The sequence below is a fragment of the Calditrichota bacterium genome (assembly GCA_020637445.1).
Taxonomy (GTDB): domain Bacteria; phylum Electryoneota; class RPQS01; order RPQS01; family RPQS01; genus JABWCQ01.
In genome coordinates this window covers 100,449-123,337 of the sequence record JACJVZ010000003.1, presented here as the reverse complement: position 1 = coordinate 123,337, position 22,889 = coordinate 100,449, and the positions used below count along the sequence as shown (strand labels likewise).

The window sequence follows — 22,889 nt, the reverse complement described above, 5'->3', positions numbered from 1 at the left end:
AGTGAGAAAGATTACGGAATTGTGAGGGAATCCGTGGCGGTCAAGGCAGGTTCGGGTGCGCGAAACAGGACGTCGTAAATCATTCCTTCACGCGAGGCAAGTTTCGGTACAAAGGCGAGTGTAGGTTGTGAAAGTGAATCGTCGGAGCAGATTCCCGGAGGACAGTGGTCCCCAAGAACCGCCACGCGGCTTTCGGTCAATTCAAGTTCTCGAAGATCCGACGGCAAAGGACGCACGTCCGAATGCAGGACATAGGAAAGCAACTCGGGCTGATCACTGTAGAGAGGCAGTGACTTTTCTGACCGAAGTTCGGTCAGCAGAGCGGAGCTTTGAAACTCAAAACCGTTCAGCCCGTCGCCCTTCTGAAAACTTCCGATGCATTTCGTTGAAGTTTGCCAAACGGGAAAAACCAGCAGTAATACACAAACAGACACAGCAACGGCCGCGCCGCGTCCGGACAGCGCGTTTGATACCGGATCAAAATCACGGAAACTGTCGATTCCCAAAGCGGGCCACAACACGAACGCCGGAATCAACATCACCAGCGTCGCAGCCAACGGGATAAAGACCAAGTGGGCAAGCCAGAAAAACGAAAGCAATATCCAAACTTGCAATTCGCGGCGCTTCAATGCCGGACCGATTCCCGCCGGGCCCCGCGTCGCAAGGTAGACATAAAGCAGTGCCGACATGATCACGAGTGTCAAAACAACTCTGAACACTTCCGGCCAACCCGCGAACATCGCCCAAGCAGAAATCGCATCGACGGACGCAATCGCGCTCGCAAAATTGATTTCCTCGAAGGACCATCCGCTCTGAGAAACCAAGAACGCCGCCGGTGCGCAAGCGATTGCGGCAAATATCACGACTCCCGCGAGCCTGCGTGCGAATTTTCCGCGCGCGCCGAGCATAATGGCCAAAGCCGCGCCCGCAGACATTACCACCGCCGGAGCCCACATGAGTGCCGCAACTCCCAAACTCAGTGCCGCAATCATAAAGAACATCGATTCGTCTTCCAACAGGAATCTCGCGAGCGCAAGCAAACCCACGGTCGAGCAAAACAGAGCTGTCGGCAATGGTGAAAGCGAAAAAGCCCCGCCGAAATAGAGCATACCGGCCATGGCCGCAAGCGTCGTTCCCGCCACCACGATACGTGATTGCAGGTGCCGCAGATAAAATCTCGTCAGCACGTACAACAAGAGTCCCATCATCACGGCCTGCCAAACCCGCGCAACGAACTCGAGTCCGTATCCGCTCTGTTCAAACAACGAGAGCAGCACCGGCCACAGCGGGCCAGCGGGAAAAGTCGATGCCGAAAAATCGAGCGTGCGATCCGCCGCAAACAGTTTCGCCGATTGAATCCACGCGAACTGTTCGGGCAGCACCGCAAGTCCCCACGTCTGAGTCGCGAAAATCACGACAACGGCAGACAGCGCGGCAAACAACAACGGAAGGTAGCGATCCGACGCGGGCCGAAAGACCGGACTCTTTTTCATTCCGACGGTTTTGCTCCGAGCAGTTCTTCGATCTTGGAAGTCACGGTCGAATCTTCCGGCTGAGTCTTGTTGAAAAATCGCGCGGCCATTTTTCCGTCGCGATCAACGAGAAATTTCGTAAAGTTCCACTCAATTTCGGCAGGCGGATCGCTGTGCTCAACCAGATATTTGTACAGCGGATGCTTGCTATCACCGAGCACCGTGATCTTGCTCATCAGCGGAAACGTCACGCCATATGTCGACGTGCAAAACTCCTTGATCTCGTCGTTCGTGCCTGGCTCCTGCTTGCCGAAATCGTTCGCCGGAAATGCCAGAATCGTAAACCCGCGATCCTTGTAAGTTGCGTAGAGCTTCTCAAGTCCGGCATACTGCGGCGTGTTCCCACAGAGGCTCGCCGTGTTCACGATCATTACTACGTCGCCCTTGTAGGCCGCAAGTGAAGTCGTGTCGCCGGAATTCGTCAAGAAAGGAATGTTCTGCAAGTCTGTAGCCATCGCGACTGAAGTAAGTAGTAGAAGAGTGAAAAGATATTTCATTCTGCGGTTAACCTGCCGATCCAAAAGTAGAACAGAGCCAATACGATCATTTCAATGAATACGGAGAAGAGCTTGACCCACGGGACAGAGAAGTCCTTGGCAAACTTGTCCTTCACCAGTTGCAGAAACTCTTCGCTCGAAGACGTGTTATACACGATTGAGCGGAAAGGCAGAAGGGAATCGCTCTGCTCGAACTTATGAGAAGTAGTGTCGATTCCCGGCGTCGTATACAACAGGCTGTCCGAATTCGAATAGACCTGCAAGCCATATAAACCCCGGGCAGCGACGGTGTCGGGAGTCTTGATGTGCCGCTTAATGTCAAACACGTGCGACATCGCTTCCAAACCGAAGTTTGACGGCAGCGTGTCCCGCGACGCATTCAAGAGATCCGTCACGGCGCGAAAAGCGTCGTGAAAATCGTAGACTACCCCCCACCTGAGGTCAGAGTCCGGCGGCTTTACCATGATCACGCGCGGCTCGCTGTTCACGGTCATCGCGACTTTTCCCGAGATTCCTTCGAGTTTGAAATTGCCGATCACTTTTTCGAATCGGCCGTCGCCTTTGACGAACGGTTCTCGAGTCATTGAATCTACCGTGCTCGACCGCTCTTCAAACTGCGCAGGCAGTATCGGCCAACGCAGAATCTTCCCGTCATAAAAGAACACTGCGCATTTCACACCCATGTGAGTTTCGATTTGCGCCGCCCAGTCTGAAAGTGTCGTGCGGTCTGCCGGAGGCGGAAATAATGCGAGGTCCGACTCCTTTCGCATGGCAATCTGGATATAGGTCGTAAACCACACCCCATCAGCCATGATGACATTCTCGATTGCCTGCCTGCCGATCATTGCTTCGGGCAATTCTTCCTCGTAGTACTTTACATAAAGTGCCACGACGAGCACGACGAGTAAATATATTTCAAGAATCCAAAACAGCGGAATCGAGATCCGCCGTATCCAGCGCTTCCGATCGGAATCCATACATCACCTCAAGTGAAGTTGTCCGAGTCGTAATAAAAAGATCAATAAGAAAAAACTATCGCGGCAAATATTCCCAGCGGCGCGGATCATTGTGGTCACGGTAGAATTCCACCGTGCGAAACGATACCGTCTGACTCCCCAATACCGCCCCCAGGAAACTCCCGCTCAATGCTCCGATGCCGACACTGGACAAAATGATAATATCATCATCTTCACGACTGCTCGGTCCGCAATCGCAATCGCTTGAGCTTGAAACATATGTGACGTTGTTCATCGATGCCAGCACGGTTCCGACAATCAATCCAACCACTCCACCGCCGAACCCGCCAATCAGTGCGCCCGTCCTCGCATTGTTCGACTTCTCGTGCGTCGTGATGCTGCGAATGCGGTCATTCATCATGATCACCAAATCCGTCGCATCCTCAATTCGAAACACAGTCGTATCCGACCCGATATAAAGATCCGTCGCGGTAAACGTTTTTCCAGTCGTCAGTATCAGCTCCGCAGGCTGGTCCTGATGCAAAAACTCCCGCGCTTCGCCGTACCGTTCCGCAGGCGCACCTTTCTCAATCACAAACGTGTGCGCGCAACCGGACAAAACCAAAAGCAAGCCAAGCAATGCAACGCGCATAATCCCTCCAAAAGAGAGTTACACCTTAATCCCCTTAGCCTTATCTTCATACCCCGCGCGGCCCATCAAGCCGTAGGTCAAAACCTTGCCGAGTTCGACGCCGGGCTGGTCGTACGGATTGATCTTGTAGAGCGCGCCGCTGATCGACGTTACGATTTCCCACAGCATAAAGAACTCTCCGACGGCATGCGCGTCGATTTCCGGGAACGTAATCGTCATTGACGGGCGGCCGCGCTGCGCCAGAGCTTCGCGTGTCGCCGCAAACTCCGAGGCGATCAATTTGTTCATCGTCTGTCCGCCGAGATAGTTCAGCGACGAGACGTTTTCATACAGCGACGGCAGCTTCAACCGCTTCGCAAACTTTTTGCACTCGAGGAACAGGAACACCTTGTCGTGCGGCCCCTCAATATAGAGCTGCACTTGCGAATGCTGATCCGTTGCGCCGAGAGCTTTCAGCGGCGTCGGCCCGGCATTCACCACGCGGCCGTCCACGTCGAGTTCTTTGCCCAGCGATTCGGCCCACAACTGACGGAACCAGTCGGCCATGCCGTACAGTCCGTTCGCATAGGCCATCATCACGTGCATTTTCTTGTGCTGCGTGCTGTCGAAAAGATAGAGCATCGCGGCCATCTGCGCGGCGGGATTTTTTTGCACGTCGAGATCCAAACAGCGTTCGCGCATTTCCGCCGCGCCAGCCAGCATCGCATCGACGTCGAAGCCCAAAACATACGACGGAAAAAGCCCCACCGGAGTCAGAACGGAAAACCGTCCGCCCACTCCCGGATGCAGCGGAAGCGTCTGCAATTTCTCCGCGTCGCAGAGCTTCTTCAAGTCGCCGTTCGCCGGGTCCGTCGTGCAGACGACGTTCTTCTTCCAATCGGCCCCAAGTTTCTTTTGCAGTAGATCGAAAATCAGCAGCGAAGCCGAAGCCGTCTCCGCCGTCGAGCCACTCTTGGAGATGATGTTGTACACCGTACGGTCAGGTTTGCAGGCCGAAAGCAGAGCATCAGCATGAACGGGATCGACGTTGTCGAGCGTGAAAAAGCGCGGTGCGCCTTTGCGCTTTGCCGTCGAGAGCAAATTATGCAGCGGATGCCCCAGCGCAGTGAAAATCGCCAGCGGCCCGAGTGAACTTCCGCCGATCCCTGCCAGCAGAAAATTCTCGTACCCTTCGTACTGTGCCGCCATCTCTTTACACGCGGCTTTTGTCTTCGCGTCACCGGGCAAATCCAAAAACGGCAGCTTATTGGCCGTACGGTCGCTGCGAATATGGTCGATAGCCTTCGCCGTGCGCTCCAGCGCAGGTTTCAGCATTTCGTTGGCAATCCCATGTCCGGCCAGCTTCTTCGAAAGTGCGTAGCCGAAATTAACTGTCAGTGGCATGATTGGCCCTCCCGAGGCCAAGTCGAGAAAAATCAGTTTCCGGAACTCAACAGTATAGCGAATTTTATACAGGACTTCAAGGCAAATTACCCCTTTTGGACCTCGTTCTGATGAGTCGTTCGGGTCAATTGAGGTCTGGCATTTGCTCTACTTCCCCTGAATCCCCCGGCAAGCCCCAGTGCACCGAAAATACTGCATTTATGCACGGAAAACCCTTGACAAGCTGGAAAAAGATACCTATACTCCGAGGCAAATCGGAAACGAGAGACCCTAAGCGAAAATTCGCTAACCCTTTTTCCGTTCGATGTAAACTCGTGAATCTATGGATGCCGCTCCGTTCCGGAATGGCCTCCGTTTGCGATGTTGCTCGTATCGGAAAGGCGGTTAGCGAATTTTTTGTTTATGGCAAACTCTATAGCGGGTATGAAATCTAAAACACTATTAGTCATAATTTTAATTGCCCTTGCCGGTCTCTTCTGGCAGGGCTTTTCCGCTGCCAAAAAGACCCCAATCCCCGCCTCAAAAAAGCTGGCAAACACTGCCGCGACAGGTTTAACCCTCAGAGAAGTCTCTTCTGACCGCATCTTGCTCGAATGGGTTGCCCCGGCTTACCAGCCGATCACGGATCCAGACCTCGGGTCCGTAACAGAGGTGGTTATGGAGGGAACGTCACCCGTCCATGAGCCCGGAGTTATCTTGCTACCCGGAATTTCGGAGCTCATTGACGCTCTGCCCGGACGCGCCTCCGTCACTCTGATTGAGCCTGAGTACGAGAGTTTTTCGCTCGGGGAATGCCTCCCGATGCCCGAAGACTTCGTCGTCGACCCTCGTATTACCACTCAAGATCCCCAGACCATTCAAAAGCTCGAAGACGATGCCAAGATCTCGATGACCCAACGGCGGCTAAGTACTGCCAAAAAGGCCGAGCTCTGGCCTTCGCGCATTGTCGAGCTGTCTGAGTCCGGAGTCTATAGAGGCCACCGTCTGCTCGCTCTGAACCTTAGACCTGTTCAAATCAATACTTTAACGGGTCAAGGCCGCGTCCTTAGGCACGCCAAAATTCAGATCATTCGCCCTAATTCGTCAAATAACGAAATAAGACTTCCCGACCGCACAAACGAAACCCGCCAGTTGCGCGGCATGCTCGGGCTAATGGCTGAAACCGCCCTTGCGACCCGGGCTATGGACCGCCGCGAAACCCGCCAACACAGCAATCTCGACGATGGCGGCGATGGTCCCGTTTACAACGTAAATAGTTGGCGAGTCTACGTCCATGAAACCAGCATCATTCGTCTGACCGGCGAGTACATGCGGCAAATGGGCGTCCCGCTCGACCAGATTACTCCTTGGGACTTGCACATCTACAATAAGGATCACGAAATCCCCATTGTGGTGGAAGGACAGGAAGACGGGCGGTTTGACGACTACGACTACATTGATTTCTTTGGCGAACGCAACGAGCGCACCTTCGTAGACGTTGAACCGTCGCTATACCAAGACCCCTATTCAGCGGAAAACTGCTACCAACTCTATTGGGGAGACGGACGGCCCGGACTGCGTTTGGGCGAGGAGAACGGCTCATGGCAGCCGACGTGGTTTGTCCCTGATCCGAATCGACTGGATGAACCCGCGCTTGTGCGCAGCGTCCGTAATACCGTGCACTTCGAAAGAGACCGTTACTTCGACCGCTTGGGGCAAGCGCCGTCGTATTTTGGTGCGAAGTTGGGACGCGTCGGCCCGCTGGGACTGATTCAAGACAACTGGTTCTGGGGTGACCGTATCGATGCGTTGACCTCGCGGAGTTTTGATAATTTCATCGATTATCCGAATCCCAATGCACCGTATAGCTTCAGGCCCGTCATCGTTAGAACATGCCTGACTGGCTACTCGGCGACCCCGGGCTACAACCACTACGTCACGGTTTCTCTGAATGGACTCACCGACAACGGCTTGACCGTCGGTAGGCAAAATTCCAGTGACACGGCAGCCGTGTGGGGCGGTCAGTCGCCTGTCATTTTCGAAACCCAGTTGGATACGGCCGGACATTCGAATATTTCGACAGAAGATCTCGTTCATGGTATTAATACATTTACGGTAACTGTACCCGGCAATGCGCTCGGCGGAACGGCGGACAAGGTCTTAGTCAATTGGTTTGAAATTGAATATGAACGGGATATGCGGTCGCGCAGCGGTTTCTTTAGATTTGATTTCGATTCGACTTTGGGTGATACGGCGGGTTACGATATTCGCGGCTTTGGTACTCAAAATGTCCAAGTTTGGAAACTCGGAGAAAGCCGCTTAACCTCGCTCGATGTGCGACGGGTTACGCCTTCTGATGAAAGCGCAAGCTGGGCCGTACATTTCCCGCTCATCTCCGACGGGCCCCACGACATGTTGGTCTGGGGTGAAAACTACGTCTTCCCGCCGTTCTCGATGGTTCCCGATACGGTTTCCATGGACCTGCGCAATGCGACCGGCGCCGAATATGTCATCATTGCCTACGATCCGTTCTTCTCGGATACGTCTGTTCAGATGCTCGACAGCATGCGCCGCATCACGTTCGACAACTCGGTGATGAGGATTCCACTCAGTGAAGTTTACGAACAGTTCTCCGGCGGCTTGATCACTCCCAATGCGATCCGCGATTTCTTGACTTATGCCTACGATAATTGGCCCGTGCGTCCCACGCACTGCTGCTTGATCGGCGACGCGGTCCTCGAGCAGCGCGAAGGCAGCATTCCCGGCAACCAGCTTCCCACGTTTTCTCCTCCGACTCTTGAATTCGGTTCAGCCTCGGCGGATTATCTGATGGGCTGTGTGTCCGGCGAACCGTGGGATATTATCCCCGACATTGCCGTAGGCAGAATCTCTTGCCGCAACCCGCAAGAACTGCAAACTTATGTCGCCAAGGTAATCAAATACGAAACGGCGCGCGATTACGAAGGACTGTTCCAAAGCAACATCCTGATGATTGCGGATACTTTCGACGGAGTCAACAACTTCGTCTCCGGATATTCCGAGTCGTCGATTCGCGAGCTGCTGGCAAGTGTCGGCAATTGCGTCAATGTGACTCGACTCTATCTCGACAGTATCCCCGCCGGTCAAGGCCCGATTCGTCTGCGTGATGAGTTGCGAAACGGCTGTGTCGTTGTAAACTACAACGGTCACGGCGGTGGTGGTGTGTGGTCGGGAAGCCGTCTGATTGACGTGACGGGTGTGCGTCTCTTGAACAACCGCGAGACCTTCCCCTTCATTACCAATTTCACCTGCTACGTCGGTGCTTTCGACGACAGAAGCCAGTCCGCCGTGTTGGGTGAAGCGTTTCTCTTTACTCGCAACAACAACAATGATCTGATTGGGGCTTCAGGGTTTTACAGCTCGTCCGGCGTCGGGTGGGCTATCGCCGGGCAAACGATGCAGCGGCGGCTCTTCGATTTTGTCATGACGAGGCCAGCCAAGACCATCGGCGAAATCGCCATGTTCAATAAAGCCCGCTATTGGAGTATCCGAAACCAGCCGATTGCGTTCACGTCGGACTATTCCATGATGATCATGATGAATCTGCTCGGCGATCCCGGTCTAAAACTGGCTATTCCGCAAGACGACATCGATCCCGAGCTGATCGGTGAAACAAATGTCTTAAGTCCCCGGGATTCATTGGGCGCCGATTCCGTCAGAGTTCGAGTCGTGCTGCCGTGGGATCCGGCCCAGTATGAAAGATCAAATACGCAAGTCTTCGTGCTGCCCTACAACGGCGAACTCTATTCATATAGAACAGTCGGAGAACCTCCGCGAGTCGTCGCCACGCTTGCTACGACGCACTCGCCGGCTTTCAATACAGATGATATTGAGTTCTCGTTGTGTTCGTCGCGTATCTGCACGACGGATGCCGTGTCGCTGCCTCATTTTGTCACGCCGCGTGGAAATGTCGTGGTCTATGCCACAGATCCCATATTGGAACGAAATGCCATCGGCTGTTTCCCAATCTTCCTCGAGGACAGCTTGGCGAATGTGCAGATCTTCGATGTCGCACCGATCCCCGGTCCCGTCGCATTCTCCAACGAGGAGTTCCGCATCAGCGCCACGATCTTGCATCAAAATGATGTCGAACGCGTGCGCTTCCGCGGTATCTATACTCCCGCGCAAGGTCCTGTCGTCCTCGACACGATGAATATGGTTACCACCGAGCCGGGCTATTGGCTTACTCCGCGGCAACTCGGACCCTACGACTTCGAAGGCGGCGACTACCGCATGAAATTCTACGTCACTCCCAACGGTGAAGATGAATTCGAGTCGGATTACTATGACCTCCGGCTTGAAGTCGACCCGGATTTCAACTTAACTCCCCTGCAAGGTCCGGACTTCGGCGAGCGCGGAGGAAGACGGCCGACGTACTTCCAACCGGTGAGAGTGCAGCGCAGTGCGTCCTCGCGCGTCATCGGCGACGTTGTCTTCAGAATTACGGCGGTTCATGACTCGACCTATCTCGACGGCACCAATACCGTTCACGTGACGGTCGATTCCTTCACGGTCGACTACGTGCTGTCGACTCTGGACTCCGGCGAAACGTATCAAGGTGCGTACATCCCGACAAGTTTCAAGCCGGCAAGCTACGACGTCACGATTGAAGTCGATCCGGACAATCAGTACGTTGAAAACAACGAGAACAACAACCGCCGCGAGTTCACAATTGACATGCCGTCCTATTATCCGGCGGCGCAAACGCGCGGAACATTCTACGAACGTCCGTTCCAAATTAGTTCACACGTCTATCCGTCACTGACTTCGAATGATACCTTGTATCTGCGGATTGCCCCGAACGTAATTCCGCGGGACAGTGCGGCCATCGGCTACACGCAGCCGCGCATACCGGATGAGGCAGAACTGTCGGAAATGCAAAGCAAGGGGCTTAGACAGCCGTTCTCAAAAGTCACGAAAGGCTTCTTTAAGGCCATGTTCGACGACTCGCTTTCGTCACTCGGCTCGAATTTCAACGCATTCGTCACGCTGGAATACGAGGGGCGAGATACTTTGAACGCCCGCCTCGACGTCTTGCCCATGGGACTTTATGTCAAAGATCCCGCGCTCGACCAATGGCTGATTGCGCGTGACGCGACGGTCACTCGTGAGCCGCTGGACACCGTGCGCGTCGGGCCGGATAATCTCGTCGTATGGAGACTCCGCGCTACCGGAACGGTTCCCTATCTCGGAGAGTTCGGAATCTTCCGTAAAGGAGATTTGAGCGGCCCGAAAATCGAAGTAGCGGTCGGCGGAATGAGATTCACCAAAGGCTCCATCGTTTCAAAAAATCCGCAAATATTCGTTACCTTCACCGACGTTTCTGGCGTGCAGCGCGGCGACGGATATTTCTATGCTATTCTCGACGGCGACACAGTTCGCGACGACCAGTTCGCGTGGAATGACACGGCTTTCACGTCGTCAAGCATGACGGCTATGTTTGAGCCTGATTTGGAGGTGGGACAGCACACGTTAGCGGTCTACGCCACCGATGATCACGGCAATCATTCCACATATTCGGTGTCGTTTGACGTGCGCGGCAATTTCGGATTTGAGTGGGCGATCAATTATCCCAATCCGTTCAAGGTTAACACCACGATTTCCTACGTGCTGACCGGCGCGACGGATGATTTTACCGAAATCAAAATCTATACGGTTGCGGGACGGCTGATTCGAACTCTGAAGGATACCGAGCGCACCACCGTCAACTACCGGACGCAAAAATGGGATGGGAGGGACGATCACGGCGAAGAAGTGGCTAACGGAGTCTATTTCGCCAAGATCATCGCCAAACAAGGAGATCAAACCATCGAAGAAGTCGTCAAACTTGCAAAGGTGAGAGAATGAAAAAGTCCATCTTCGCCTTGGCAGTACTCGTGCTTTGCTCTGGTTCGGTCTTCGCCGCAAAATATGCTGGAGAGTTCTTGGAGCTCGGTGTCGGTGCGCGGGGTATCGCTATGGGAGGTGCGATGGCTTCGCACACCTTTGACGGCTCAAGTTTCTATTGGAACCCCGCCGGAATGGGATACGTCACAGGCATTCAAGCCACGGGAATGTACGCCGATCTTTGGGACGGCTTGGCGAATTTCTCGTCCACGGGAATTACACTACCTGTCACCGGCTCCGTTTTCGCAATCAACTATGTGCGGCTCGGAGTTCCCGATATTCAAAATCATCCTGACTACGATGTTACGGTACAGGAAATCCTGGCGCGCGCGCCCGCGTTCCGCTTTGTTGTCGTGGATGGCGACACCATCTATATCAATTCCGTCCAGGAGTATTTGCTCGCGACGGGTGGGGCTCCAGCGGGCCTCATTTCCGACAACGAGTCGGCGATCTTTTTCACCTTCGCCAAATACAATCAATTCACGCTCGACTTGGGCTGGTCGTATTTCACGATTCCGTTGGAAATGCCTGTCGGTGTGAATTTGAAACTCTTGAACAATAAATTAGGTTCGTCGTCGGGCACAGGTATCGGTGCGGATGCCGGAATCCAGTTCCGCTTCCCGCTCGATGAAATCGTTTTGGATAATTGGCGGGCCAAACTCTGTTACGGCGTCGTCGTCAAAGACCTCACCCGTACTGAACTCGATTGGGGAGAGGGCGTCAAAGATGCCGTGCCGACCAATCTTTACAGCTCGATTGCAATTATTCAGAAAATGCCCGGCCGCAATAGCCGCATGACGCTGGCCTACGAAACGGAACAACGCTACGAGCGCAGACGGCATTTTGGGGTGGAGTACAACTTCGAGAATGTGATCTCGCTGCGCGGCGGAATGTGGCAGGATGAATGGTCCGCAGGCGCCGGAGTGAATTTCTGGCGAATGTCCGCCGATTACGCCTACTATGCGCGCGACTTGGGTACGACCCATCGCGTCAGCGTCTCCATCAAAATTAAATGAGGCGCGTATGAATGTTCTTAAGATAGTTCTTAGTCTGGCTGCTGCATTGCTGGTTTTCGGCTGCGGCCAAGATACCCAAAGCCGCGACGATGTCCCTCCGCAAACTCCGTCGATTGTGCCGCGTTCGGACGACTCTGCCTATCCGCAAGCCGGAGTCCGGGCCGAACCGACTCTGACGGATCGCAATTACTGGACTCGCATCGAATGGTATAGAAACCCCGAGTCCGACATCGCGAGCTATCGCGTACGCAGGTGGTCGGAACAAGTCTCTGCCAGCGAAGCTCCCATCGTCGCCGATCTCTCGCTCGGTGTGGATTTGCTTGACAGCTACATCCTCTCGTGGATTGACCGCGGTGATGATCAATTCGGAGGTACGGCCAATCTCTTGGCTCCCAATGACCAAGGACTCACCCGCGGTTACTGGTGGCAAGTGCAAGCCATTGACACGGCCGGAAACCGCTCCGAATGGAGTGATTCCGTCTATTTTAGAATGATCTACAACCCCTATGATCTCGGTGTTTTCGGAAGCGGTGACAACGTCCGCTTGACGTGGAGCTACCCCATTGGCGGACCAAGCACCTATCTTTCGTTCTACAAAATCCGCGTCTATTCGCAGTGGTTCGGACGCGATTCGTTGATCTGGGACTACCAAGTTCAGCTCTATGCGCAGAACAACTCGATTCTGCTCGGTGAAGGCGGAGCGTCTTCACCGATGACGAACGACTGCACATATGTTTGGCAGCTTAATGCCGTCAGCTACGTCGCGTCGGATACGAACGACGTCGCGCTCGCCGGATCGGCGATGTACACAACTTTCAAGTATTCTCAATGAGTCGACACGGAGGCCGGATGAGACTCGCTCGCACAATTTCACTCTGGACAATCACACTTTGCGTTCTGACCCTACAGGCCGGCGCGCTTTTCGCTCAATCCGACTTGCAGGTCGGACCTGCGTCCTACAAAATTCCGCAGGTCAAGAGAGTCGGCGAAGGCAGCAAGTACTATCTGAATGAAGCGAACGAACTGCTCATTCGCGTTAATATCTGGGGAAGAGTCGGACGGCCCGGCCAATACTATGTGCCCGCCGAGACCGATCTCGTCGCGCTGATGTCTCTGGCCGGTGGTCCCGGCTCCCGGTCGAGGCTCTCCGATGTCCACGTCGTACGCGAAGCGGATGAAAACAACCAGCAGGAAGTTCTTACGGTCAATGTCCGTAAGTACATTAAGACAGGCGACAAGCGTCTGATTCCCGATTTGAAACCCGAAGACACAATCGTCGTCCACGGTTCGGCGTGGCAGCTCGTCGCCGACGTCACCTCTGTGATTGGACAAATGGCCGTGGTCGCCAACGTATACTACTTCTTCTTCATCGCCGGAAGATAACTCCGGCTCTCTTGAAGTTAATAGGCCGCTCGATTGAGCGGCCTTTTTTGTTATTTGTATCGCGTGATCTTTCGTCGACCGCGCTTTGGTTTGTCAATCAAGGGTGCCGCGCGGTTCGATTCCAAAGCCAACAGCTCGGCAATGGTCGTCTGCTCGAGAAAGTCCTGCATGTACTGCTTGCGGGGACCCCAAATCTTATGCACCGGACAAGGAGTCGTATCTAAACAAGGTCCGTAGCCCAACAGACATTCGTTGGACAACGTCAATCCGTCAAACAACACAGAAATGTCTTGAAGTGAAATTTCATCCGGCGATTTCGCGAGCTTGTATCCGCCGCCCGGTCCCCGGCTCGACGTGAGAATTTTCGCTTCGGAAAGGGTTCGCAACAGCTTCGCCAAAAACGGAGCCGGAAGCTGCTCCGCTTGAGCGATCGTGGGTGCCAATACCGGAAGTTCGGTGTCCTGTTTGGCGAGATAGAGCAGCGCACGCACTGCATAAGTGGAGGGACGCGAAAGTAACATGTCTAACCCCAACGGTAAAGTTTGAACCGTGGATTCAATTGCGTAATGGAGAGCGGCTTGCCGGTTCGGTTAAGAACGGATATCATTAAATCCTTTGGATCGCGGAGATTTTGCACGACGTCGTGCCGCAAATAGTAGATGCTGCGTTTGTCTGCGGCGAGTTCGGTCAGACGTTCCGCTGCCGATGTTTCGTCTTCTTGTACGTCGACCAGTTCCCAACGGTCTTCTATCCCCGGAGCATAATATGAAAGCAGACGGTAGTGGCCGGGCAGGAGCACGAGCGCGTTGGAATCACCGACTGCGGTCCCCAAAACTTCCGCTGCCGTCCGCCAATTCTCCTTGCGGCCGTAGTTTTTCGGCTGCCAATAGTGGAACTGCGCGATCATTACCATCAACGCGCCCAACACTGCGATCACTTGTCGGCCGCGGGGGTTGCGCAGATCGTCGAAAGCGATCGCCAGAAACAACAGCGCAAACGGCACCGAGAAGATCAAGTACTTCGGTTGCAGAAAATATTTGTCCGTCACGGCACTCGCGAGCGTCGCCAAAATGACCGGCACCGTGAACAACTCGTGACCAAACCAGAGTATCCTGCGGTCCTCCGCTCGTCCGTGCAGCCAAATCAACTTCCAAACAATGACGGAGCCTGCCGCGAGCGCGAGTAAAACCAACGGTAGATTTGCCGCCAAGTCGTCCATGCCGATCGGCCGCCCTGCCGGCTGTTCCCCCAGCACAAAATAGTTGAATCCCACCGTGAACGCCGCCAGCAATTTGGGAATGGCGCTCGCAAAATCCATTACATATTCGCCGCCGCGCGTCTCCTGAAACCGCATCAAATTCGGAATGTTCGGCAAGTAGAGCGCCACCGTCGCCGCCAACGCCCCCCAGCTTTTCCAAATGGAAAGCCGTTTGCGTTCGCGCAAAAACGTCAGTGTGACTCCCATCAAAAACAGCCAATAGAGCAAATGCGTGTACACACCCGCCAGTGCGACGAGTACAAACACGGCCCAGCGAGTCCACGTGAATTTCTCAAGCATCAGCAACAGCACGTACGCTTGTGCCAACGCAATCGTCGCGACCATTGAATACATTCGCAATTCCTGCGAGAATTCAATCAGCATCGGTGATGCCGCGACGAGTACCGCCAGCAAAAGTCCCAATTGCCCGTCGCGCAGTTTTTTTCCGACCAAGTAAGCCAGCGGAACCTGCGCGATTCCAAAGATCAAAGGCAACAGACGCAATCCGGCTTCGCCGTCAAAACCGAGTTGCCGCCATATATAGAGGAGAGAAAAGAACAACGGCCGAAAACGGTCTTCCGTGTCCGTAACCAGCTTCAAGCTGTCGCGAATCACCGAAAACCCCTCGTCGCCGTAAAAACTGTAGTTCAAAAGCGGCAGCCGCAGTAGCAGCGCCACGATCGTCACAGCCCAAATCACCCATGCGGGGACGCGCACCTGCTCACCCCTCACGAATCGCCTCCACCGGTGAGAGCTGCGATGCCTTGCGCGCGGGATAAAGCGAGCCCAAATACGCCAATGCAATCGCGATTACGATCACGATCAAGAAATCGAACGGCATCATCTTCACGGGGAGCGCGTCCAGAAAATATATATCCGACGGCAGTGCAATCCATTTGTAATGTTGTTGTCCGAAACAAACTGCAAATCCGATGAGTGTTCCTAATATCGCTCCGCTCACGCCCACGATCAAGCCTTGCAGCGAAAACACCGCCGCAATATCTTTGTCGCGTGCGCCCATCGCTTTCAAAATTCCGATGTCGCGCCGCTTCTCCATCGACACCATGATTAACGTAGAAAGAATGTTGAATGCCGCGACGATGATAATAATTGAGAGCACCGTCGTCCACATCCACTTCTCGATCTTCATCCACGAAAACAGTGTCGAACGCAGTTCATACCACGTGCGTACGTACAAATCGGGACCGAATTTCGCCTCGATCTCGTCGCGCACCTGGTCGGCCTTGAACATGTCGGCGATCTTGATTTCCAATCCGTCGACGTTGTCCTTGCGCAAAAATACTTTTTGCGCCGTGCCGATATCCATATAGGCCAGCACGTCGTCGAACTCAAACAGGCCCGTTTGGAATGTTCCTGTGAGTACAAACTGTTTGACTTGCGGCGTCGACAGTGGTCCCGTAACACCCGCGGGTGAAAACACCACAACGGTATCGCCCGGCACCACGTCAAGTCGCTCCGCCAAGAATCTTCCCAGTACAATTCCCGGCAAACCGTCGCGCGTAAGTTCGAGCTCGCCGAGTCGCATGTGCTGCGGCAAATCGGAAACCTGCCCAATCGTCGCTTCGTCCATTCCGCGAAACGCTGCCGCTTCCGAGCGCTTGCCCACGCGCACCATGCCCTTTTCGAAAATAAACGGCGACACGCCCACGACTTCAGGCACCGTCTTCACGATGTCGCGAGCTTCTTGCCACGCGGGGAGTCCGTCGGGCTTGAATGACTCAAGCCGGAGATGCGCGTCCGCACCGAGTATCCGCGCGCGCACTTCCGTTTCAAATCCGTTCATCACAGAGAGCACGATAATCAGCGCTGCCGTGCCAATCGTCACCCCGCCCACCGACAAATACGTGATCAGCGAGATGAATCCGCCATGAGAGCGTGCCCTCAAATAGCGTGTAGCTATAAAAAACGGAGTGGACAGACTTAGCTTCTCAAATGCGGAAACAAGATAACTTCGCGGATATTTTCCTGATCCGTCAACAGCATCGTCAACCGGTCAATTCCAATGCCCATTCCCCCCGTCGGCGGCATACCATATTCGAGCGCATTCAGGAAATCTTCATCCACGGGCTGCGTTTCTTCGTCGCCGGCTTCCTTCAATCTACGCTGCGCTTCAAATCGTTGACGCTGATCGATCGGGTCATTTAACTCCGAAAACGCATTGCCCAACTCAAACCCCAGCGCGAACGGCTGAAATCGTTCCACCAATCGCGGATCGGTGCGATGCTTTTTCGCCAGCGGCGAGAGCGAAAGCGGATAGTCATAAATAAACGTCGGTTCGACCAACTGAGGCCGCACAAGCGTCTTCATCATCTCATCCAGGATTTTCCCTTCGCCCATCTCGCGCGTCAATTCCACATCATGCGCCTTCGCAATCTCACCCAATTCGGCCAGCGGAATTCCCAATAGCTCTTTGCCCGTCGCTTCTTTCAACAAATCAAAAAACCTCACCCGACGGAATGGCTTCCCAAAATCAACCGTCTTCCCCTGATACGTCACCTCGGTCGTTCCGAGCGCGCGCAGCGCAACATGCCGGAACATTTCCTCTGAGAGATTCATAATCATCTCGAAATCCGCAAAGGCTTCGTAAAACTCGAGCATCGTAAATTCCGGATTGTGGAATTTGTCCATGCCTTCATTGCGAAAATCCTTGCAAATCTCGTAAACTTTCTCAAATCCTCCGACAATCAATCTCTTCAAATAGAGTTCGTCGGCGATGCGCAGATAAAACGTGCGGTCGAGCGCGTTGTAGTGCGTCATGAACGGCCGCGCCAGCGCTCCGCCATAGAGCGGCTGCAGCGCAGGCGTTTCCACTTCCAAATATCCCCGCGCATCCAAAAATTCTCTGACCGCAGAAATAATCTTCGCCCGCGTCCTGAAAATCTCACGATTCTCAGGATTCACCGCGAGATCAATATACCTCTGACGGTAGCGCGATTCCTTATCCGAAAACGCGTCAAACGTTTCATCGCCCTGCGTCTTCACCACCGGCAAAGGCCGCACACTCTTCGAGAGCATCACCACTTCACTGGCACGCAGCGATTTCTCACCCGTCTTCGTCAGAAACGCCGTGCCGCGCACTCCGATCCAATCGGAGATGTCGTAGTGCTTGAAGAGTTTGAATTGCTCTTCGCCGATCCGGTCGCGCTGCACATACACCTGCATCTGTCCGAATTCGTCGCGAATATGACAAAAGGCCGCCTTGCCCATGATGCGCATGGACACGATGCGGCCCGCAATCGAAAACTCCGGACCCGTGTGTTCGTCGGATTCCATCACACTCTCGAATTTCTCCATCAATTCGGGAATGTGAATCGTTTTCGCAAACGAATATGGATACGGATTGACGTCGTGACTGCGCAGCGTCTCAAGTTTTTCGCGGCGCAGTCTTAAAAGGTCGGAAAGTTCGCTTTGTTGTTCGGAAGAATGTTCAGTCATCTTTGCGGGATTTATGTGCAGGCGCCCTACGGCACTGTGAAGAAGTAAGTCAGCTTCGCGCGAATAGTGCGCTCGCCCGGAATACTCCGTTCAGGATGTTCCGGACGGTCGATGTCACGCGCCGCTTCATCATACACCAAATAGAACCAACTGCCCGGAATCCAGTTGTAAGCCATCAGCAAATTGGAAAACGAAAGTCCTTCGTCGCTTTCGTAGTAACTCTTTTCGATCCACTGAACCGTTGCGCGGAAAGAGAGATGCAGGCTCGGCGACCAGTTCGCCTTGAAAATCCAGTTGCGAAAATCCGCGAGCACGACGTTGCCGCTGTCATCGACAAAGGAGTACGAACTCCACACTCGCGTCCATTCATTTCGCAGATCAAGTTCGATATTCGAGCGCGGCCGCCAAGAAGTTTCCGGTTCGAACCCGAAGCTGTAGCCGTCACGAAAGGAGCGGTAGCGCACATCAAATCCGTAACGGAACGGTTTAGTGTTGTCGTTCCAAATCCACGCCCAATGATGGAAGTAGCGGTAGAACTCGTGATCAAACGTACCGTAGTTGTCGCGAAACTCGCCGCCCGTCGCACCCTGATACACTCTGCGGAAATCCGTGCCCCATTCCATTCCGCCGCCGAAGTCCCAGTTTTTGCGTGAAGTCGCGTAAAAATCCCAGTTGCCGTAGCCTTCCGGAGCCTTGCCGTCGGTGAGCGAAGTGTAAAATTCGTTTAGATCGAACCCGATGTTGCGCAGAAAGGTGCGTTTGAGATAGTAGTTGTCTCCCAGCCACCACGATTGACGAATTCCGTTCGTCGCGTCGCCCCAACCGAGATCGTTGGTGTCGTAATCTTTCCCGCGAAAACCAAAGGCCAAGTCCGTGCGCACCGGACCTAAGTCAGGGCCATACGACGCGCGCGCTTCAATCGGCTGCTCGTCGCGCACTTTGTCAACGCGCCACCAATGCTGTTCGGGATAGCCCGAGCGCTCCACTCCCGCCAACCAAAACCACAGACGATCGCGTTCGCGGAATCTGAACTTCGCATCCACACCGGCGGTGGCCGCGGAGTAGCCCGTTTGATTCAAGTACGTCCACGTCAAACCGATGCGGTGGCGTTTCTTGATATCCACCGACGCGCGTCCGAACGCCGCATCTTGCAGTTTGAAGCGCAGCGTGTCTGACTCGTCCGTGTAGGCAAGTCTGTTTTTTCCACCGAATGCGCTGAGTTTGAAATTGCCCTTCTGCGCATTCACGCGCGCCCCGTAATCCGGGTCCGTCACGCGCCGTGTGTACACAAACGTATACGGCGTCTCTTCGAAGTATTCCTTATTCTCCAAAAAGAACGGTCGCTTCTCCGAAAGAAAAACCGGATAGTCCGTGAGATTGATCACCGCTTCGTCTACGTCGACTTGCGCAAAATCCGGCTGATAGGCTCCGTCAAAACTCAAAGCCGCCGACGGAACATATTTCGCCGTCAGACCAAGATTTTCCCATTCGTTCTTCGAGCGAAAATCCTGCGGTTTGCCCAACGTATCAAACGGAGCGTCCCACCGGCCGACCACGTGCGGCAAGAGCTCGACGTGCGCGGACGGCGCGATATTTTCCAGCCCGCGCAGCGTGCCGATAGCCGAGGCCCGCCAGCCGACTTCCGGATCGACGGGCGGCCAAAAGTTCGCCTCATTCAAACGAAAAAGTTTTCGCGCGAAAGCGATTCCCCATCCGTCTTCGCGAGGTCCGCCGTGCCGCAAAATCTGAAATGGAATGCGAACCTCGCAGCTCCAACCGCTGTCCGTGCGCGCCACTGCCGATTCCCATACCGCATCCCAAGCATTCGAAAGATTGTTCTCGTTGTAGAACGTGCCTTCCGATTGCACTCCCGCCGCAGTGATTGTGAACCAATAACCCGAGCGGCGGTCGTGAAACGTGTCGATGTAAAGATCGACAAAATCCGAGTTCGCGTCGTTGTCACGCCGCTGAATCTGTCCGAACACACTGTCCGGAGCTGTGTCATACAGCATGTAGGCAACATACAATGCCTTCTCGTCATACAGCACGAACACCTCGGACTTTTGAGTCGCCGGAGCAGGATAGCCCGGTTCACGCTGAATGAAATTCTCGGCCTTGCCGCCTGAGAGCCACGCACTTTCGATGCGCCCGTCCAAAGTAATCGGTGTCGAGCGCCGGCCAGCCCAAATCTCATACCCCTCCGCATCCGCCCATGCGAAGTCAAACATGGCCATCAGAAACAAAACTGCTAACAGCGGCATGGTTCCTCCAAATCGGTAGTACTTATTAATCTGGTTTGGACGGCGACACCACACCGACCCGATTTATGGGAGTGAGGCTGTCAGAAGTTTGTGGCAGGACTTTGGAAACTTTATGATTTTTCCGCGGCGAGGCGCGAAAGACGAGTCACGAAACGGCGAGGCAATATCCGTACGGCGAAAACACCAAACTTGTTCAGAACTCCCGGTACGATCAGGGGTTTGCCGGAATGCATCGCGGCATAGCCCGCCCGCGCAACGTATTCTGCGGACGTCTTCACGTGCCGCAGCAAACCTTTCTTGCGATTCTTCGCCCGCACCTGAAAATTCGTCGGCGTCGGTCCCGGACAAAGACACGTCACGGTGACGCCCGTTTCGCGCAAAGCCTCATTCGCCGCCTCGCTGTAGCTGAGCATATATGCCTTGGTCGCGTAATATACCGACATCCACGGCCCCGGCTGAAATGCCGCTGTCGAGGCCACGTTCATAATCCGTCCGCCGCCCGAGCGCGCCATGTCTTCGGCGAACAATTTCGTCAACGCCGTCGTCGTCGCCACGTGCAATTGAATCATCTCCAGCTCGCGCGACAACTCCGTCTTGAGAAACTCTTCGTAAATTCCGAAACCCGCGTTGTTGATCAAATAACCAACCCGAAGCCCGCGACGCTGCACTTCTTCAAAAAGTTCAAACGGCGCGTTCGCCTGAGAAAGATCGGAAACAATTATGTCCGCTTGTATACCATACATGTTCGACAATTCTTCGGCGATACTTTTAAGTGCCGCTTCATTCCGGGCAACGAGAGCCAAGTTCACTTTATCCCGCGCAAACAGTCTCGCCATTTCGAGACCAATTCCGCTGGATGCGCCCGTTATCAGCGCGGTCTTACTCATCGAACGATATCAAATGAGAAACTTGCGGGAACGGAACTACTGGAGCAGGGGAGAGGGGAACGGGATCACATAGAACCAGTTGCCAAAACCCCGCTTCGTGCCACTCGCCAAGTTTGTATCCGCCAAAGGGGATGACTCCGGCTTTTCGAAAACCCAGAGCCTCGTGAAAATCGACTGTCTTTGCGTGCGGCCGGACGATGGCAATCACCGAGACGATACCTTGCGCCCGCAGACATTCAAACAACTTCAAATAGAGCTTCTGACCGATTCCCTTTCCGCGCGCTTGTTCGGAAATGTAAATCGCGGATTCGCAAATCCAATCGTAGGCTTTCCGCTCGCGAAACCGAGTCGCATACGTGTAGCCCAAGATATTTTTGTGTTCTTCCCAAACAAGGTAAGGATAAAACTTCGAAGTTTTTTCAATTCGTTTCTCGAAGTCCCCCACGTCGGGAATCTCGTACTCGAATGTTATCGCGGTATTTCGAATCAGCGGTGCGTAAATATTAAGTATCTGCGCCGCATCGGAACTTCTGGCCAAACGGATCATACGAACAATCTCGGCACGCGGCCCGTCAGATAAATCGGCAGTTCATACGGCACGTATCCCCCGGCTTCACAAAGCTCCCACAGCGTGATTTCTTCGTCTCCCTGTCGTCCCCATAACACAACTTCTTCGCCGATCTCATGACGGTCGTGCCCGAGATTGACCATAAATTGGTCCATGCAAACAGTTCCGACGATCGGATATCGTTTGCCGCCAATCAGCACATTGGCCTTGTTCGACAGTGCGCGCGGATAGCCGTCGCCGTATCCGACCGGCACCGTCGCCACCCAAACATTCTCCGGAGCCGTCCACTTAAGATTGTAGCTGACTCCTTCGCTTTCACGAACACCCTTTAGATACACGATCTCGCTCACGAGCTGGTGCGATGCTTTGAGCGGAAATTTCGATTGCAAATAACTCGCCGCGTGCTGACCGTACAGCCCCAATCCCGGACGTATCATATCCAACCGAGCATCCGAAAAATTTATCGCGCCCGCCGAATTTGCCAGATGGTAAGTCACATCTTTGAACCCGGTGTTTTTCGCAAGCTCGCGCACATTCCCGAATCGCGTGATTTGCTGTATGGCAAAACTCTCGTCGGCTTCCTCCGCCGTCGCCAAATGCGAGTATATCCCCGTCACCAGCACATGCGGAGATTTCTTCGCGGCAACAAGCAGTGTCTCTGCCGTGCGGAAATTTTGACCGATGCGGTTCATGCCCGTGTCAATCTTGAGCTGAACCCGAGCAATTTTGCCTGCGGCCATCGCCTCGCGCTCAATCGCTTCGAGTTTGAATAAAGAACTCGCCGTCAAATCAAGATCGTATTCCAAAAACAAATCGATCTGCGATCCGACGATTCCGCCAAGCACCAAAATCGGCTCGCGCAGTCCCGCGCGCCTGAGAGCAATGCCCTCTTCGACAAATCCGACCCCGAAATAGTCCGCTCCGAGATCGCTGAACAACTTCCCGCAATGCAGCAGCCCGTGTCCGTACGCGTCTGCTTTCACCACGGCCATCAATTGTGACTCCGGTGCAAGTCTTCGGAACCGCCCGTAGTTCTCCGCGATCGCGTCGCGGGAAATCCGTGCGAAAGTCGGCCGGTGCGGCGAAACTTCATCCGCCGTCATCACCGTAGGCAGCGTGAGCGAATTCTGAGTCAA

The 22,889-nt window shown here is 54.2% G+C and carries 17 protein-coding genes; 4 read left to right on the top strand and 13 right to left on the bottom strand.

The window, feature by feature from the left end; genetic code table 11:
• Nucleotides 1-11: 11 nt before the first annotated feature.
• The 5 genes from H6507_11400 to H6507_11380 are packed head-to-tail and all read right to left on the bottom strand — an operon-like array spanning nucleotide 12 to nucleotide 5,020.
• Nucleotides 12-1,493, bottom strand: coding sequence for a hypothetical protein (locus H6507_11400; protein ID MCB9369704.1), 1,482 nt, complete (start codon nucleotides 1,491-1,493; stop codon nucleotides 12-14).
• On the bottom strand, nucleotides 1,490-1,987 hold the full coding sequence (locus H6507_11395; GenBank protein MCB9369703.1) for a glutathione peroxidase: 498 nt from the start codon (nucleotides 1,985-1,987) through the stop codon (nucleotides 1,490-1,492). Before H6507_11395 ends, H6507_11400 begins: the two co-directional genes overlap by 4 nt.
• Nucleotides 1,988-2,025: 38 nt before the next feature.
• Nucleotides 2,026-3,006, bottom strand: a complete 981-nt coding sequence (locus H6507_11390) for a hypothetical protein (GenBank protein MCB9369702.1) — start codon at nucleotides 3,004-3,006, stop codon at nucleotides 2,026-2,028.
• Nucleotides 3,007-3,061: 55 nt separating this feature from the next.
• Entirely contained in the window at nucleotides 3,062-3,637 is a 576-nt protein-coding gene (locus H6507_11385; GenBank protein MCB9369701.1) for a hypothetical protein, read from the bottom strand.
• Between the two features lie 18 nt (nucleotides 3,638-3,655).
• Nucleotides 3,656-5,020, bottom strand: coding sequence for a glucose-6-phosphate isomerase (locus H6507_11380; protein ID MCB9369700.1), 1,365 nt, complete (start codon nucleotides 5,018-5,020; stop codon nucleotides 3,656-3,658).
• Between the two features lie 585 nt (nucleotides 5,021-5,605).
• Here H6507_11380 and H6507_11375 point away from each other — a divergent pair.
• The 4 genes from H6507_11375 to H6507_11360 are packed head-to-tail and all read left to right on the top strand — an operon-like array spanning nucleotide 5,606 to nucleotide 13,323.
• Nucleotides 5,606-10,885, top strand: coding sequence for a T9SS type A sorting domain-containing protein (locus tag H6507_11375; protein ID MCB9369699.1), 5,280 nt, complete (start codon nucleotides 5,606-5,608; stop codon nucleotides 10,883-10,885).
• Nucleotides 10,882-11,940, top strand: coding sequence for a hypothetical protein (locus tag H6507_11370; GenBank protein MCB9369698.1), 1,059 nt, complete (start codon nucleotides 10,882-10,884; stop codon nucleotides 11,938-11,940). The genes H6507_11375 and H6507_11370 overlap by 4 nt, the downstream gene beginning before the upstream one ends.
• A 7-nt stretch (nucleotides 11,941-11,947) precedes the next feature.
• Complete coding sequence (locus tag H6507_11365) at nucleotides 11,948-12,772, top strand: hypothetical protein (GenBank protein ID MCB9369697.1); 825 nt, start codon at nucleotides 11,948-11,950, stop codon at nucleotides 12,770-12,772.
• Nucleotides 12,773-12,789: 17 nt separating this feature from the next.
• On the top strand, nucleotides 12,790-13,323 hold the full coding sequence (locus tag H6507_11360; protein MCB9369696.1) for a hypothetical protein: 534 nt from the start codon (nucleotides 12,790-12,792) through the stop codon (nucleotides 13,321-13,323).
• Nucleotides 13,324-13,373: 50 nt separating this feature from the next.
• Here the strand turns inward: H6507_11360 and H6507_11355 are convergent, their stop codons facing one another.
• The 8 genes from H6507_11355 to alr all read right to left on the bottom strand — a co-directional run bounded on the left by H6507_11355 (nucleotide 13,374) and on the right by alr (nucleotide 22,889).
• Nucleotides 13,374-13,844, bottom strand: a complete 471-nt coding sequence (locus tag H6507_11355) for an Rrf2 family transcriptional regulator (protein ID MCB9369695.1) — start codon at nucleotides 13,842-13,844, stop codon at nucleotides 13,374-13,376.
• Between the two features lie 2 nt (nucleotides 13,845-13,846).
• A complete protein-coding gene (locus H6507_11350; protein MCB9369694.1) occupies nucleotides 13,847-15,313 on the bottom strand; it encodes a glycosyltransferase family 39 protein in 1,467 nt (488 codons plus the stop codon).
• Nucleotides 15,303-16,487 (bottom strand): ABC transporter permease, encoded by a 1,185-nt coding sequence (locus H6507_11345; GenBank protein ID MCB9369693.1) that lies wholly within the window; start codon nucleotides 16,485-16,487, stop codon nucleotides 15,303-15,305. The genes H6507_11350 and H6507_11345 overlap by 11 nt, the downstream gene beginning before the upstream one ends.
• 35 nt (nucleotides 16,488-16,522) lie before the next feature.
• A complete protein-coding gene (gene lysS, locus H6507_11340) occupies nucleotides 16,523-18,037 on the bottom strand; it encodes a lysine--tRNA ligase (protein MCB9369692.1) in 1,515 nt (504 codons plus the stop codon).
• Nucleotides 18,038-18,063: 26 nt separating this feature from the next.
• A complete protein-coding gene (locus H6507_11335) occupies nucleotides 18,064-20,298 on the bottom strand; it encodes a carbohydrate binding family 9 domain-containing protein (GenBank protein MCB9369691.1) in 2,235 nt (744 codons plus the stop codon).
• A gap of 110 nt (nucleotides 20,299-20,408) precedes the next feature.
• Entirely contained in the window at nucleotides 20,409-21,185 is a 777-nt protein-coding gene (locus tag H6507_11330) for an SDR family oxidoreductase (protein MCB9369690.1), read from the bottom strand.
• Nucleotides 21,178-21,732 (bottom strand): N-acetyltransferase, encoded by a 555-nt coding sequence (locus tag H6507_11325; protein ID MCB9369689.1) that lies wholly within the window; start codon nucleotides 21,730-21,732, stop codon nucleotides 21,178-21,180. The genes H6507_11330 and H6507_11325 overlap by 8 nt, the downstream gene beginning before the upstream one ends.
• Nucleotides 21,729-22,889, bottom strand: a complete 1,161-nt coding sequence (alr, locus tag H6507_11320) for an alanine racemase (protein ID MCB9369688.1) — start codon at nucleotides 22,887-22,889, stop codon at nucleotides 21,729-21,731. The genes H6507_11325 and alr overlap by 4 nt, the downstream gene beginning before the upstream one ends.

Excerpts from the sequence above, each read along its gene's own strand:
- H6507_11400 (MCB9369704.1), bottom strand. The coding sequence starts at position 1,493 with ATGAAAAAGAGTCCGGTCTTTCGGCCCGCGTCGGATCGCTACCTTCCG.
- H6507_11395 (MCB9369703.1), bottom strand. The coding sequence starts at position 1,987 with ATGGCTACAGACTTGCAGAACATTCCTTTCTTGACGAATTCCGGCGAC.
- H6507_11390 (MCB9369702.1), bottom strand. The coding sequence starts at position 3,006 with ATGGATTCCGATCGGAAGCGCTGGATACGGCGGATCTCGATTCCGCTG.
- H6507_11385 (MCB9369701.1), bottom strand. The coding sequence starts at position 3,637 with ATGCGCGTTGCATTGCTTGGCTTGCTTTTGGTTTTGTCCGGTTGCGCG.
- H6507_11380 (MCB9369700.1), bottom strand. The coding sequence starts at position 5,020 with ATGCCACTGACAGTTAATTTCGGCTACGCACTTTCGAAGAAGCTGGCC.
- H6507_11370 (MCB9369698.1), top strand. The coding sequence starts at position 10,882 with ATGAAAAAGTCCATCTTCGCCTTGGCAGTACTCGTGCTTTGCTCTGGT.
- H6507_11365 (MCB9369697.1), top strand. The coding sequence starts at position 11,948 with ATGAATGTTCTTAAGATAGTTCTTAGTCTGGCTGCTGCATTGCTGGTT.
- H6507_11360 (MCB9369696.1), top strand. The coding sequence starts at position 12,790 with ATGAGACTCGCTCGCACAATTTCACTCTGGACAATCACACTTTGCGTT.
- H6507_11355 (MCB9369695.1), bottom strand. The coding sequence starts at position 13,844 with ATGTTACTTTCGCGTCCCTCCACTTATGCAGTGCGTGCGCTGCTCTAT.
- lysS (MCB9369692.1), bottom strand. The coding sequence starts at position 18,037 with ATGACTGAACATTCTTCCGAACAACAAAGCGAACTTTCCGACCTTTTA.
- H6507_11335 (MCB9369691.1), bottom strand. The coding sequence starts at position 20,298 with ATGCCGCTGTTAGCAGTTTTGTTTCTGATGGCCATGTTTGACTTCGCA.
- H6507_11330 (MCB9369690.1), bottom strand. The coding sequence starts at position 21,185 with ATGAGTAAGACCGCGCTGATAACGGGCGCATCCAGCGGAATTGGTCTC.
- H6507_11325 (MCB9369689.1), bottom strand. The coding sequence starts at position 21,732 with ATGATCCGTTTGGCCAGAAGTTCCGATGCGGCGCAGATACTTAATATT.